Annotated in this window: 13 protein-coding genes and 1 pseudogene; 11 read left to right on the plus strand and 3 right to left on the minus strand. The window is 33.5% G+C overall.

The features are described from left to right. Window positions 1-194 (plus strand): annotated as a pseudogene (locus V7056_RS03335) (argininosuccinate lyase); the annotation flags it as partial. A 181-nt stretch (window positions 195-375) separates the two neighbouring features. Continuing rightward, on the plus strand, window positions 376-1,383 hold the full coding sequence (locus V7056_RS03340) for a PTS sugar transporter subunit IIC (RefSeq protein ID WP_499699272.1): 1,008 nt from the start codon (window positions 376-378) through the stop codon (window positions 1,381-1,383). A 320-nt stretch (window positions 1,384-1,703) separates the two neighbouring features. On the opposite strand, the gene V7056_RS03345 is transcribed toward V7056_RS03340, so the two are convergent. Continuing rightward, window positions 1,704-2,327 (minus strand): LysE family translocator, encoded by a 624-nt coding sequence (locus tag V7056_RS03345; RefSeq protein WP_499699273.1) that lies wholly within the window; start codon window positions 2,325-2,327, stop codon window positions 1,704-1,706. A gap of 217 nt (window positions 2,328-2,544) precedes the next feature. Between V7056_RS03345 and V7056_RS03350 the strand changes: the two genes are divergently transcribed. The 8 genes from V7056_RS03350 (at window position 2,545) to V7056_RS03385 (ending at window position 11,395) form a co-directional block, all read left to right on the plus strand. After that, the gene (locus V7056_RS03350) at window positions 2,545-3,099 is read left to right on the plus strand and encodes a maltose acetyltransferase domain-containing protein (RefSeq protein ID WP_499699275.1); all 555 of its coding nucleotides are present in this window, start codon (window positions 2,545-2,547) and stop codon (window positions 3,097-3,099) included. A 526-nt stretch (window positions 3,100-3,625) separates the two neighbouring features. After that, window positions 3,626-5,062: a GntP family permease gene (locus tag V7056_RS03355; protein WP_499699277.1), complete on the plus strand. Its 1,437-nt coding sequence runs from the start codon at window positions 3,626-3,628 to the stop codon at window positions 5,060-5,062. A 40-nt stretch (window positions 5,063-5,102) separates the two neighbouring features. After that, window positions 5,103-5,804, plus strand: coding sequence for a CoA transferase subunit A (locus V7056_RS03360; RefSeq protein WP_499699279.1), 702 nt, complete (start codon window positions 5,103-5,105; stop codon window positions 5,802-5,804). Between the two features lie 12 nt (window positions 5,805-5,816). Further along, window positions 5,817-6,473, plus strand: coding sequence for a 3-oxoacid CoA-transferase subunit B (locus V7056_RS03365; RefSeq protein WP_499699281.1), 657 nt, complete (start codon window positions 5,817-5,819; stop codon window positions 6,471-6,473). A gap of 20 nt (window positions 6,474-6,493) precedes the next feature. Then, window positions 6,494-7,279, plus strand: a complete 786-nt coding sequence (locus V7056_RS03370) for a 3-hydroxybutyrate dehydrogenase (protein WP_499699283.1) — start codon at window positions 6,494-6,496, stop codon at window positions 7,277-7,279. 206 nt (window positions 7,280-7,485) lie between these two features. Further along, window positions 7,486-8,928 (plus strand): sigma-54 interaction domain-containing protein, encoded by a 1,443-nt coding sequence (locus V7056_RS03375; RefSeq protein ID WP_499699285.1) that lies wholly within the window; start codon window positions 7,486-7,488, stop codon window positions 8,926-8,928. 20 nt (window positions 8,929-8,948) lie between these two features. Further along, complete coding sequence (locus V7056_RS03380; protein ID WP_499699287.1) at window positions 8,949-10,139, plus strand: acetyl-CoA C-acetyltransferase; 1,191 nt, start codon at window positions 8,949-8,951, stop codon at window positions 10,137-10,139. A 173-nt stretch (window positions 10,140-10,312) separates the two neighbouring features. Then, window positions 10,313-11,395 (plus strand): CapA family protein, encoded by a 1,083-nt coding sequence (locus tag V7056_RS03385; RefSeq protein ID WP_499699289.1) that lies wholly within the window; start codon window positions 10,313-10,315, stop codon window positions 11,393-11,395. A gap of 75 nt (window positions 11,396-11,470) precedes the next feature. On the opposite strand, the gene V7056_RS03390 is transcribed toward V7056_RS03385, so the two are convergent. Both V7056_RS03390 and serC read right to left on the minus strand, forming a co-directional pair. Then, window positions 11,471-12,631: a phosphoglycerate dehydrogenase gene (locus V7056_RS03390; protein WP_499699291.1), complete on the minus strand. Its 1,161-nt coding sequence runs from the start codon at window positions 12,629-12,631 to the stop codon at window positions 11,471-11,473. Then, window positions 12,628-13,722 carry a 3-phosphoserine/phosphohydroxythreonine transaminase gene (serC, locus tag V7056_RS03395; protein WP_499699293.1) on the minus strand — a complete coding sequence of 365 codons (1,095 nt, stop codon included), beginning with the start codon at window positions 13,720-13,722 and terminating at the stop codon, window positions 12,628-12,630. The genes V7056_RS03390 and serC overlap by 4 nt, the downstream gene beginning before the upstream one ends. Window positions 13,723-13,915: 193 nt before the next feature. Here serC and V7056_RS03400 point away from each other — a divergent pair, with 193 nt between their 5' ends. Continuing rightward, window positions 13,916-15,133, plus strand: a complete 1,218-nt coding sequence (locus tag V7056_RS03400) for a Tle-like phospholipase domain-containing protein (RefSeq protein ID WP_499699295.1) — start codon at window positions 13,916-13,918, stop codon at window positions 15,131-15,133. Window positions 15,134-15,203 lie beyond the last annotated feature (70 nt).

Raw genomic sequence — 15,203 nt, forward strand, 5'->3', positions numbered from 1 at the left:
TAGAAGAACAGAAATTTCTTGGGGAATTAACAATTCAAGAATACAAACAAATTAACAATGTATTTGAGTCAGATATTTATGATGCTTTGAATCCAAAAACAGTTATGGAAGCAAGAATTAGCGAAGGTGGTACTTCTTCTAAAGAGGTATTGAATCAACTATTTATAGCGGAAGAAAGTTTAAAAAGTTCTTAATGTTTGTTATAATAAAAAGCTCTTAGTTTTTATATATTGTCTAAAAACTGGAACGTCCAATATAAATTGGGCGTTTTTTGTGTGGAATCATCGTAAATTATGATTTCTTCTAAATTCATTCATAATTTTCGTTAAAATATGCAAATACTATAAACAGTTTCTAATAAAAGGTAGGTATATTATGAGTGGACAAATGAGAAATAGCGTTTTTAAGGCGTCCGAAGGTATTGCCCATGCAGTCTTTGTAATGATTGGAATCGGAGCTTTAATTGAAAGTATTGGTAAGATTTTTCATATTGAATCGTTTGCCATCATCGGTTTATCAACAAAGCTTTTAATGGCTCCAGCAATAGGAGCAGGTATTGCAGTTCTGCTAGGGGCAAATACATTAATCATCTTTTCTGCAATGGCTGCCGCTTTAATAGGATCAGGCGCATTATCTATGGTTAATACAGCAATGACCATCAAAATGGGTGAACCAATAGGTGCTTTACTCGCTGCATTAGTTGCAATTTATATTGGGAAGTTAGTACAAGGAAGAACGAAATTAGATTTAATGATTGTTCCATTATTTTCAATTCTTATAGCAGGTTTAGTTGGTTTATCATTATCAAAATGGATATCTCCCATATTGGTCACTGCAGGGAATTTTATAAAGGAATCAACTGAGGGATCACCAATTGTTTCATCAATTGTACTAGCAGTTGTTTGGGGGATTTTAATCGTTTCGCCAGCTTCTTCAGCTGCATTAGCCATTGCATTAAATTTAGACGGCCTTGCAGGAGGTGCAGCATTAGCAGGAACAGCGGCACAGTTTGTTGGGTTAGCTGTTATCTCAGCAAGGGAAAATGAACCTGGTAGTATTCTTGGTTTATTGATCATAACACCCAAACTACAATTACCGAATGTAACACGAAATCTAAAAATACTCATACCTACAACAGTAGCAAGTGCTGTTGCAGGTCCAGTATCTGCATTTCTATTTCATATTGAAGCGCCAAAAGAAATTGCAGGTCTTGGCTTATGCGCATTGGTAGCACCGATGAATTTACTATCAACCCATGGGACAGCAAGTATCATTCCAATGATTGTTACATATATTTTAGTTCCAGGTATAGTATCTTATATCGTCTATATCCTGTTAAAACAAATGAATATGATAAAAGATGGAGAATTGAAAATAAATTAACAAAAAAAGAGTATCTGATGATACTCTTTTTTTCATATTGTCGGAGCTGATCGAACGCCTTCCACTTTTCTATTTGTCTAGTTCCGGCTCCTAGCTCCTCGAGGTCATAAGCCAAAGCCCGATAAAGGTTAAAGAGCAACCTTCATCGTTCTTCGTCTTATGCTTGTCGGAGCTAACCAGTCGCCTCCACTTTTCAGTATGTCTAGTTCCAGGCGTTAGCCCCTCGAGGTCATAAGCCAAAGCCCAATAAAGGTTAAAGAGCAACCTTTATTGGTCCTTGTCTTATGCTTTTCGGGGCTGAGCGAACGCCTTCCACTTTTCTATTTATCCATAAAAAATAGTTTTAGTCCTATTCCTGTGAAGATGGCTCCTTGGGATAGGTTGATGATGCGGGATGATTTTTCGTTTTGTAGTAGTTTTTCTCCTAAGCTTCCTGCGAATATGGCAACAATTGAGAAGACGATTAGTGTAAGGATCATAAATGTTAATCCTAGGATGATCATTTGTAGTGGGACTGATATCCCATTCTTTTCTATGAATTGTGGTAAGAATGCTAGGAAAAATAATGAAACTTTTGGGTTTAGTACATTCATTAAGAATCCACGACGGTAAAGTGCTGGTAAAGTTTGTTTTTTAGGTTTTGCGAATTCACCAACTTCATTACTTGATCGAAATGCTTGGAATGCTAGGTAAAGTAAATAAAATGCACCTAAGTATTTTAAGATGGAAAAGGCAATATTGGATTGATATAAAATAGCAGAAAGTCCAATTGAAGCGGCTAATGTATGAATTGTAACGCCAGAACAAAGCCCAAATGCTGTGGCTATGCCTTCTTTTTTTCCATATGAAATACTTTGTGCCATAACGAATATGTTGTCAGGTCCTGGTGCGATGATAAGTAGTAAAGATACGCCAATAAAAGATAGATAAATAGTTAAATCCAATATGAAACCTCCTTAAGAAATAGATTGATAGATTTTTTTATTCTACTTCATTCTTTAACTTCCTTCAATGATCATAATGATACAAGCAATCTACTTGATTAAATAAATATAGGAATCTTTTTATCATCTTATGTTATCAGTTGTTAATTAGAAATAATAAGTAGTAAACTTTGGTAGAAGAGAGTGTACATATTATTTAATGAAGGGAGATACTGTAATGACTGAAAAAGAAAAAATGATAAATGGTGAATTGTATCTTGCCGGAGATGCAGAGCTAGTAAAAGAGCGTGAAAATGCAAGGCGTTTAACACGAGAGTTTAATACGACTACAGAGACTGAAAGCAGTAAGAGGGAGTCAATCTTAAAACAATTATTCGGATCAACAGGTGAAAGCTTGTATATTGAACCTACTTTACGTTGTGATTATGGATACAATATTCATGTTGGGCAAAATTTTTATGCTAACTTTGATTGCGTTATTTTAGATGTTTGTCCAGTCAATATAGGTGAGAATTGTTTTATGGCGCCTGGTGTACATATTTATACTGCGACTCATCCTCTAGATCCAATTGAACGTGCAAGTGGAGTAGAGTTTGGTAAACCTGTAACAATTGGAGATAATGTTTGGTTAGGTGGTCGAGCAATTGTTAATCCAGGTGTTACGATTGGAGACAATGTTGTAGTTGCTTCAGGAGCAGTAGTAACGAAAGATGTGCCTAACAATGTTGTAGTAGGTGGCAATCCTGCTAGAGTACTAAAAGAGATAAAATAAAAAAGAAGAGTATTATTCTCTTTTTTTTTATATACTCACTTGTTTAAATCATTTTATGAAAGATGAAAAAAGGTATTTTGTAGTTTTATGGAGAAATATAATACGTGTCATTTTCTTTTTATAGAAGAAATTAGAAATTACCTATTTGATTCAAACTTTCGAATAGGGTATTTTTCCTGAATACTTAATTCAAATTTCACAAAATGTTCAAAAATAAAGGTTGAACACTATTCCGAAGTCCTGGAATTTCCGAGTATTCGGAACGTAATCAATGAAATTTTCCAGTTTTTCGGAAATTCTTTTCATTTAAAATGTTTGAATATTGTAAATTCAATTGAAATTGCTAGTATTATAGATTTCTATCATTCCAAATATAACTTGGCACACTACTTGCTAATATGATGTTAGATAGTATTTTTCAAGGAAAGGAGAAATAGATCTAACAAAACCTACATATCAGGTTAATTATTAGTAAATGTAAGCGTTAACAAAGGTGCCAATATGTTTGTATTAAAGGGAGGGTATTATGGAAATTTTAATTATTTTATTATCTTTAGGACTTTTAATGTTTGTGGCGTATCGTGGTTTTTCTGTCATTTTATTCGCGCCAATTTGTGCCTTATTCGCTGTATTATTAACAGAGCCGAGTTATGTTCTTCCATTCTTTAGTAATATCTTTATGGAAAAAATGGTTGGCTTTATTAAACTGTATTTCCCTGTATTCTTACTTGGAGCTATTTTCGGTAAGATTGTTGAAATGTCTGGGATTGCAGAATCTATTGCGAAAACAATTATCAATGTAGTTGGTGCAAAGAGAGCGATTTTAGCAATCGTATTAATGGGTGCAATTTTAACATATAGTGGTGTTAGTTTATTCGTAGCAGTGTTTGCAATTTATCCTTTCGCTGCTAATTTATTCCGTGAAGCAAATATTCCTAAACGTTTAATTCCTGGAACAATTGCACTTGGTGCATTTACTTTTACAATGGACGCATTACCTGGAACACCTCAAATTCAAAATGTTATACCTACTACATTTTTTAAAACAGATATTTATGCAGCTCCAATTTTAGGGATTCTTGGAGGGATTTTTGTAATCGCAACAGGTATGTGGTATTTAGAATCTCGACGTAAAAAAGCTGAAAAAGCTGGTGAAGGTTACTTAGGTTTTAATGGGGAGCTTGCTGCAGCAAACGAACCACAGGTGAACAATGAAGAAGCGACATCTTTAACGACGAATACATCTACAGTATTAAGTCAAGTCTTAGCTTTTGTACCATTATTATTAGTTGGTATTTCAAATAAGTTTTTTGTTACGTCATTTCCGAAATGGTATCCAAATGGGTTTGATTTCAAATCAATCGGATTAGAAGCATTTGGGGTAGTTCAAATTCCAGCAGTTGTTGGTATTTGGTCTGTTGAATGTGCATTAATTATCGGTATTTTTTCAGCTATGATTTATGGTTTCAAACGAATCCGTAAAAATCTACAAACAGGTATTAATGCAAGTATCGGTGGCGCATTATTAGCAGCAATGAACACTGGAGCGGAATATGGTTTTGGTGGAGTAATTGCAGCATTACCAGGTTTTGGTGTAGTTAGTAAAGGAATCTCAACAACATTTACTGATCCACTTGTAAATGGTGCTGTGACAACGACTACGCTAGCTGGTATTACAGGTTCAGCATCAGGAGGTATGGGAATTGCTTTAAGTGCAATGTCAGAAAAGTATGTTGAAGCAATTAATAAATTTAATATTCCACCTGAAGTAATGCATCGTGTTATTTCAATGTCATCTGGTGGTATGGATACATTACCTCATAATGGTGCTGTTATTACATTATTAGCTGTAACTGGATTAACTCATCGCCAGTCATATAAAGATATTTTTGCTATTACAATAATAAAAACAGTTGCAGTATTCTTTGTCATCGCAGTATTTAAACTAACAGGGCTTTATTAAAATCTATTCTATTAATCTTACTTTTGAAGGGAGCAGTATTATGAGCAAGAATAAGGTTATTACATCAATTGAAGAGGTAGCAGCAAATATTCAAGATGGAGCTACGATTATTGTTGGTGGTTTTGGGTTATGTGGTATTCCTGAGAAAATGATTTTAGCGTTAAGAGACAAGGGAACAAAAGACTTGACGATCGTTAGTAATAATTGTGGTGTAGATGATTGGGGTCTGGGACTTTTACTTGCGAATAAACAGATAAAAAAAATGATCTCTTCATATGTAGGTGAGAATAAAATTTTTGAAAAGCAGTTTTTAAGTGGAGAGCTTGAAGTTGAGCTTGTACCACAAGGAACGCTTGCAGAACGTATACGAGCAGGTGGAGCAGGGATTCCTGGCTTTTACACAGCCACAGGGGTAGGCACACCAATTGCTGAAGGAAAAGAACATAAAGTATTTAATGGAAAAACATATATTTTAGAAGAAGGTATTACAGGAGACTATGCATTTGTGAAAGCATGGAAAGGTGATCAACAAGGAAATCTAGTATTTAGAAAAACAGCACGTAATTTTAATCCGCTTGCAGCGATGGCTGGAAAAGTAACAATTGCTGAAGTTGAAGAATTAGTTGAAACAGGCGATCTAAATCCTGATGAAATTCATACACCTAGCATTTATGTACAACATGTGTTCCATGGTCAGACATATGAAAAAAGAATTGAACGCAGAATGACAACTGGAGTATAGGAGGGGCTAAACATGAAAGATATTCGTCAATTAATCATTCAAACTGCTGTAAAAGAAATTCAAGATGGCATGTACGTTAATCTAGGAATTGGTCTACCAACATTATTAGCTAACTATCTTCCAGAGGGCATTGATGTAATGCTTCAATCTGAAAACGGATTATTAGGTATTGGACCTTATCCAACTGAAACTGAAATTGATGCTGATTTAATTAATGCAGGAAAAGAAACAGTTACTGCTACTAAGGGTGCATCATATTTTGATAGTGCTGAATCATTTGCAATGATCAGAGGTGGTCATATTGACTTGGCAATTTTAGGAGGCATGGAAGTCTCTGAAACTGGTGATCTAGCAAACTGGATGATTCCTGGGAAAATGGTAAAAGGTATGGGTGGTGCCATGGACTTAGTAAATGGTGCAAAGAAAATTGTTGTAGTCATGGAGCATGTAAATAAGTACGGTGAGAGCAAAGTGAAAAAAGCCTGTACTTTACCTTTAACAGGTAAGGGTGTTGTTCATAGATTAATTACTGAATTAGCAGTATTCGATTTTACTGACAAAGGTATGGTTTTAGTAGAGTGTGTTGGTGAAGCAACAATCCAGGAAATCCGTGAAAAAACTGAAGCAGCATTTATCGTTAGCCCTCAGTTGTTAAACAATGTGAACTAAGGGTGAAAGGAGAATGAAAAATGCAACAAATGCTTTCACAAAAGGTCGCATTAATTACTGGAGCCGGTAGTGGAATTGGTTTTGAAATTGCCAAAACATTTGCCGAGCAAGGTGCAACAGTCGTATTAACAGATTTGAATGAAAAGAATGTTCAAAATGCATCAAACGAATTAAAGGAATTAGGTTTTGATGCTACTGCCTACGGATGCGATGTGACGAATGAAGAGCAAGTAAAAGAGGTATTCGACAAAGTAGTAGAGCAATATGGAGAACTTCATATTTTAATTAATAATGCTGGATTACAATACGTTTCATCGATTGAGGAATTTCCAACTGAGAAATTTGAATTACTATTAAAAGTCATGTTAACAGCGCCTTTTATTGGCATTAAGCATGTTTTTCCAGTTATGAAAAAACAAAATTATGGCCGAATTATTAATATGTCATCGATTAATGGACTGATTGGCTTTGCAGGGAAAGCAGCATATAACTCTGCGAAGCATGGTGTGATTGGATTAACGAAGGTAGCAGCTTTAGAAGGAGCAGAGCATGGAATTACAGTGAATGCAATCTGCCCGGGATATGTTGATACGCCATTAGTTCAAAATCAATTGGCTGATTTAGCAAAAACAAGAAATGTTCCATTAGAAAGTGTCATTGAAGAAGTCATTTACCCATTAGTTCCACAAAAGCGTTTATTGACGGTACAAGAAATTGCAAATTATACAGTATTTCTTGCTAGTCAATATACAAGTGGTATAACGGGTCAAGCGAATGTAATCGATGCAGGTTATACAGTACAGTAAGGTTTAAAAAGTAGGGAAATAAGGAAAAGAGTAAGGAAAAAATGTAAAGTTAGGAGAAATAGTTGTATCAGTCCAAGGCTATTATTTCCTTTCCTTTTCTTTATCCCGCTTTTCCTTATTTATTTTTTTCTGATTATTTTTAATATTTAAGTTATAATAGAGGTAGCATAAAATTTTACTTGATTTAAAAAGTGGGGGAAACACGAATGAATAAAATGCTTCAATGCCTACCATTTAATTGGATTCAAGAAATAGTTAATTTAGCTGCCGAATGGATTGTAGTCGTTGATCGTGACGGAAAAGTACTCTATATGAACGAATCATATTGTAAATTTGTTGATAGAGATCCTGATGAAGTAATTGGTATGGATGTTCAAGATGTAATTGAGAATTCACGAATGCATTTTGTTGCGAAAACAGGGCAGGCTGAAGTAGCTGAAATTCATCCGATAAAAAATACAGAAATGGTAGCAAATCGATATCCATTATTTATAGATAATGAATTAGTCGGTGCCGTTGGAACTGTCATGTTTAGAAATGCACAAGATTGGTTGGAATATTCTAAAAAGGTAGAACCTCTTATCGAAGAATTAAATTATTATAAAAAAAGATTTGAAAAAGAATTAGTAAGTAAATATAGTTTTAGCCAATTAATAGGGTCTACACCATCTTTTCATGGGGCAAAACAATTAGCTGAGAAAGTTTCGGCGAGTTCATCTGCCATTCTATTATTTGGGGAATCAGGTACAGGAAAAGAATTATTTGCTCATGCAATTCACGATGCAAGTCCAAGAAGACTATTTCCTTTTGTTAGAGTTAATTGCGCTTCTATACCAGAACATTTACTAGAATCAGAGCTCTTTGGTTATGAAGAAGGTGCATTTACAGGTGCAAAACGTGGTGGGAAAAAAGGGAAATTTGAAATAGCAAATAGAGGGACAATTTTTCTTGATGAAATTGGAGATATGTCCTTACCAATGCAAAGTAAATTACTTCGAGTTCTTCAAGAAAAAGAAATTGAGCGTGTGGGTGGAAATTCACCGATTTCCATTGATGTTCGCGTCATTGCAGCTACTCATCGAAACCTAGAAGATATGGTTGTATTAAAGGAATTTCGCCAAGATTTATATTACAGATTAAATGTGATTAAAGTAGATATTCCACCATTACGTGATCGAATCCAAGATATTCCTTTAATTGCTAATGCCTTATTAAAAAAACTAGAAAGAAAATTTCATAGAAATGGAATACAAATTTCAAATGAAGTTCTTCAAATTTTAAAGTCTCATCATTGGCCGGGAAATGTTAGAGAACTAGAAAATGTGATTGAAAGATGTGTAAATGTTTTAACGGGTAATGTCATTACACCTGAGCAATTACCTCTTTACTTATACGAAAATCCATCAAATAAAATCTTATTAAATCTTGATCCATCACACTACATAAAAAGTGAAATAAAATTAACAAAGTCATTAAAAGAATTAATTGAAGAAACAGAACGAAATGCAGTAATACAAGCATTAGTTGAAGCAAATGGTAATAAAATAGAGGCTGCTAAACTATTAGATATTAGTAAATCAACCTTTTATGAAAAAATTAAATACTATAACATTCATAGGAATGAAATTGATGAATTCATTAAAAATTAATGTAATTAGGGGGATTAAAAATGGGAGAAAAAGTTGTAATTGTAAGCGCTGTCAGAACTGCGATTGGAAATTTTAATGGGTCGTTAAAAGATATATCAGCTGTGGATTTAGGTGCAAAGGTAATTGCAGAGGCACTTAATCGAGCAGGTATTCAAGGAAACCAAGTTGACGAAGTCATTATGGGGAATGTATTACAATCTGGCTTAGGTCAAAATCCAGCAAGACAAGCAGCAATCAAAGCAGGATTACCTCAATCTGTCTCAGCTATGACAATTAATAAAGTATGTGGATCTGGATTAAAAACAGTACATTTAGCAACACAAGCAATCTTAGCTGGAGATGCTGATATTATCGTTGCTGGTGGAATGGAAAATATGAGTCAGGCACCTTACTTGCTTCAAGGAGCTAGAGAAGGTTATAAAATGGGACATCAAAAAGTAGTAGACAGTATGATTTCAGATGGGTTATGGTGTGCATTTAATGATTATCATATGGGAATTACTGCTGAAAATTTAGCGGAACAATATGAGATTTCTAGAGAATCGCAAGACCAATTCGCAATTCATAGCCAACAAAAAGCTGAGCAAGCAATTAAAAACGGTAACTTTATTGAAGAAATCGTTGCTGTTGAAATTCCACAAAGAAAGAAAGATCCTATTATCTTCAAAGAAGATGAGTACCCAAAATTTGGATCATCGTTTGAGAAATTATCTACATTAAGACCGGCATTTGATAAAAATGGTACAGTTACTGCAGCAAATGCTTCTGGTATAAATGACGGTGCGTCTGCAGTTGTCGTTATGAGTGAGAAAAAAGCAAAAGAGCTAGGAATCGTACCACTTGTAAAAATAAGTGCTAATAGTAGTGCGGGTGTAGATCCAAGCATTATGGGAATTGGTGCAGCATTTGCGGCTAAAAAAGTAATTGAGAAATCAAATATAGAATTAAGTGAAATTGGATTAATTGAAGCGAATGAAGCGTTTGCTTCTCAATCACTTTCAGTAATGAAAGAATGTGGCTTTGATGAGAATATTGTTAATGTAAATGGTGGTGCAATTGCATTAGGTCATCCGATCGGTGCAAGTGGAACAAGGATATTGGTTTCTTTAATACATGAAATGAAGAGAAGAGAAACTAGATATGGTCTCGCAACACTTTGTATTGGCGGTGGCCAAGGAGTAGCTACAATTATTGAAAATTGTTTTGAATAAAATTTGATTGTCTAATTAACCGTAAAGAGGCAATAGTTTTTCACCCAAATGATAAAAAAGATAAACAAAAATGGAACAATCTTAAGAAAAACTGTCAAATTTTGACAGTTTTTTTATTTTGTAGTGGTATGATGAAAATAGTAGTAACATCATGTTAGAGAGGGGAATATAAGATGAGACAAGCATTTAAATTTAGTTTGACTACTATTTGCAGTACGTTACTATTATCTTCTCTATTTATGACAGATATTGGTAGAGTAGGTTTTAAGATTGATAGAACGGCATATGCAGCTGGGACTATTACAACGAAAAAAGCTCAAAAACCGATTACAATCACTTTAGCAGGGGATATCATGTTTGAGGGGAAAATTGAATCACAGATCAATAAATATGGAGTTGACTATCCTTTCAAATATGTTAGTCCATATTTTAAACAGTCTGACCTTACATATGTAAACTTAGAAACGAGTATCTCAAAAAGAGGAAAAGCAGAAAATAAGCAATTTACATTTCGTGCAGACCCTTCAATTGTGAAAGGAATTAAGAATTCAGGGATTGATATTGTTTCACTAGCAAACAATCATTCTCTTGATTATGGAAAAACAGCTTTAATGGACACAATTGATAATGCTAAGAAAGCTAATATTGGTACAGTCGGTGCTGGTAAGAATACAAAGGAAGCTTTTTCTGCACAGTATCGAACAATTAATGGAAAGAAAGTTGCTATTTTAGGGTTTAGTAGAGTATTACCTGAAGCTTCTTGGTTTGCTTCTACGAATAAGGCAGGTATTGCTTCAGCCTATACAACAAATCCTATGATGCAATATGTAAAAACTGCCGTAAAATATTCAGATTATACAATCATTATGATTCACTGGAATAAGGAAAGAAAAGATTATCCAGAGGATTATGCTAGACAACTAGGTAAACAATTTATTGATGCCGGAGTAGATGCAGTTATTGGAGGTCATAGTCATACACTCATGGGAACAGAGATGTATAAAGGGGCACCTATTTATTACAGTCTAGGTAACTTTATATTTGATGGCGCAAATGACCAAAAAGGCCAAGAAAGTATGATCGTTAAACTGACGCTAGAAAATAATAAAGTAAAAAGTTCTATTATTCCTCTAAAAATTACGAATGGTATACCGCGTCCAGTTAACAATTCATATAATCAAACGATTATTAATAAATTAAATAAGATTTCCTATAATACGAAATTTACTTCGAATGGTACTTTGACAAGTAAGTAATCAGACAATTAGATTAAAATGTTAAAAAGGTAGCTCATTTAAAATGAGCTACCTTTTTCTATTTATCTATTAAATTTAAATGATTCTCACACTAATGACGCCTTCAATTTGCTTAATATAATTTTCAACTTGCTCGTTGATTATGTCATCAAGGTCAATCATTGTATAGGCATATGCACCTTTACTTCGGTTAAGCATATCCGCTATATTTACATGATATTTTGCTAGTAGTCCAGTAATTTGACCAACCATATTTGGAATGTTTTTATGAGAAATAGTAATTCGTTTCTTTCCTGTATATGGGAGTTCTACATTAGGAAAGTTGACCGAGTTTTTTATATTTCCTGTTTCTAAGTAATTCTTTAATTGTTTTGCAGCCATTCGAGCACAATTCTCTTCAGATTCTTTCGTAGAAGCACCTAGGTGAGGAATTGGGATCACATTTTGCATTCCAATGACCTTCTCATTTGGAAAATCAGTTACATACACACCAACAGTTCCATCATTTAATGCATTTTCAAGAGCAATATCATCAACTAATTCAGCACGAGAGAAATTTAATAGTCGACTTCCTTTTTTCATAAGTGATAATAATCTTTCATTCACAAATCGATTTGTTTCATTTGTTAGAGGTACGTGAATCGTAATATAATCGCAAGTTGAGAAAATTTCCTCAAGATTATCAATGCGTTGTACATTTCTTGATAATCGCCAAGCTGTATCAACGGAAATATAAGGATCATAACCATATACTTCCATATCTAGTGCTAGCGCATCGTTGGCAACGAGGGCTCCAATTGCTCCTAATCCGATAATACCTAATTTCTTTCCAGCAATTTCTACTCCTGCATATTCTTTTTTTCCAGCTTCAACTATTTTTGTAATCTTACTCTCACCAAATAAAGAACGGGTCCATTCAACACCTTCAAGAATACGTCGAGATGATAGTAGAAGACTAGTTAATACAAGCTCTTTCACTGCATTCGCATTGGCACCAGGGGTATTAAATACAACAATTCCTCGTGCTGTACAATCGTCGATCGGAATATTGTTTACACCAGCACCTGCTCTTGCAATTGCTTTTACACTTTCAGGAATATTCATTTCATGCATACTATAACTTCTTAATAGAATGCCATCGGGCTCATTCATATCGTTTTCAATTGTATAATTTTGTATTGGAAATTCATTTATCCCGTTTTTAGAAATATTATTCAAAGTTTGAATTTTAATCATGATTCAATCACCTCTACTATTTTCTTTTCAAATTGACTCATAAACTGAACTAACTTTTCAATTCCTTCAACTGGCATTGCATTGTAAATACTTGCTCTCATTCCACCAACAGAGCGATGACCTTCAAGATTCACAAATCCATTAGCTGAAGCTTCAACTAAAAATTGTTTGTTTATTTCTTCTGAAGATGTTGAAAATGGAATGTTCATTAATGATCTACTTTCGATTTCAACTGGTGAAGAAAACATAGGCGATTGATCGATAAAGTCATACAATAATTTTGCTTTTAATAGATTATTTTCATGAATTTGTTTAAGGCCACCTTGTTCCTTAATCCACTCTAATACGAGTTTAGAAACATAGATACTAAATGTAGGCGGTGTGTTATAAAGTGAGGATGCGCCAACGTGAGTTTTATAATCTAACATGGTTGGACAAAGATTGTTTGCATGGCCAATTAAATCATCACGAATAATGACAATCGTTAATCCAGCAGGACCAATATTTTTTTGAGCTCCGGCATAAATTAACCCAAATTTAGAAACATCAATTGGTTCAGAGAGAATATTTGATGAAAAGTCAGCAACTAAAGGTGCTTTTGAAGTTGGATAAGTTGAAAATTTTGTTCCTTCAATTGTATTGTTTGATGTGATATGTAAGTAATCAATAGAAGGATCAATATATAAATCTTCTAATTTAGGAATATAGGAATAATTTTTGTCTTCTGAGGATGCAATAATCTTAACTTCTCCATATTTTTTTGCTTCAGAAATAGCTTTTTTAGACCAAGAACCTGTATTAATAAATGCAGCAGTTTGGAAATTTTTTAATAAATTTAATGGTACCATTGAGAATTGAGTTGAAGCTCCACCTTGTAAAAATAATACTTTGTAGTTCGTTGGAATTTCTAAAATTTCCCTTAATAAAGCTTCACATTTCTGAATGATTTCCTCAAATTCTTTAGAACGATGACTCATTTCCATTACCGACATTCCTGCATTACCAAATGAAACTAGATCTTTCTGTACTTTTTCTAACACTGAAACTGGTAAGACAGAGGGCCCTGCAGAGAAGTTATAAACGCGCTCCATAATATCATCCTCACCTAATTTTTTATAATATTCTAACTTTAAACCAAGGCAAACTGAAGGTCAATAAAAGGTTTGTTTTTGTCAAAATAAATTCTATTTTTACGAAAATTTTTCAAAATAAAGCAGGAAACATTCGTGATATGGAGAAATATGCTTAAGTTAAGAACAAATAAATGTTTCTCAGGAGGAAAAATTGAAAAAGATTATTGGATTCGTACTTAGTTTTGCATTATTCTTTCATGTATTACCTACAGCTCAAGCTAGTGAGTTAGAGGATATAAATGGTCAATACAAAGAATTGTATGCATCAGATTTGTCATATGTAAACGGTGTATATAAGAGTGAAGGAAAAAAGGTAAAAGATATTGTAGGAGTTAGCTCAGAAATAAAAGATGCCCTAGGTGAATGGACGGTTGTTTCTGTTTCAAAAAACGGTGGATCAGTTAATGTAGGTTTTGAGGCGATCGTTTTACAGAATCCAGATAAAGCAAAGAATGAATATATTATCTCATACAAAGGTTCTGCTGGTTCTTTAACAGATAAAGATTGGAAGGATAACACTGAAGCAATTTCTAAAATTTCAACTGATTTAACACAAAAAACAGGTGTTGTCTATCATCCACAAGATGCTGATGCAGTATTATTTACACAATCAATTTTAAGTAAATATAAAGGAGCGACATTTACCTTAACAGGCCATTCATTAGGTGGTCATTTAGCGCAAAGATCCAAAATAGACTTAAAGCTTGAAGGAACAAAGGTAGTTACATTTAATTCATTGGGTGTTGTTACGGAAGCGAAATTATCTGATTATGCTAATTATTTACAAGGAAATAGGAACTTCATTATTGATGGAGAATTTGTTGATAAATACAATAAATTGTATTTAATAACAAGCGTAGGTAACAAATATACATTGTTATTACCGAATGTAAGTTCAGATCAAGAGAAACATAAATTAGTTAATTTTTACACATACACTAAAAAGACGTATGCAGTCTATCAAAATACTAAGCTCTTAAAATCATTTTATAATGTAAATAATGCAAAACAATTAGCAAGTATGAATTTAAAAACATCGATAAAAACTTTAGATGGTAAAGTAATATGGAAAAACGAAAATCGTTATGCAGTTTATTTACATGAAAAACTTTTATATACTTTTGCAGATCGAAAAACAGCTGACAAATTCGCAAATGTGCAGGCTGGAAGAAGGGTGTTAGATTTAAAGACAAATAAAAATGTATATTTTAAATCAAATGCTAATTTCAGATATAGTGTTTATTTAGGTAAAGATAAACTTGATATATTTACTTCAAGCAATGATGCGATAAAATTTGCAAAATTAAACAGTAAACGAATTGTCAAAGATGAAAAAACAAAAAAAATAATTTATCCAAATAAGAAGTAAAACGAAAGTAGCTTGTCTTATGACAAGCTACTTTTGCGTTTCGTTAAATTGTAAGGGCAATATGTAAAAA

Source organism: Bacillus sp. JJ664 (genome assembly GCF_036962205.1).
In the GTDB taxonomy this organism is placed as follows: Bacteria; Bacillota; Bacilli; order Bacillales; family Bacillaceae_G; genus Gottfriedia.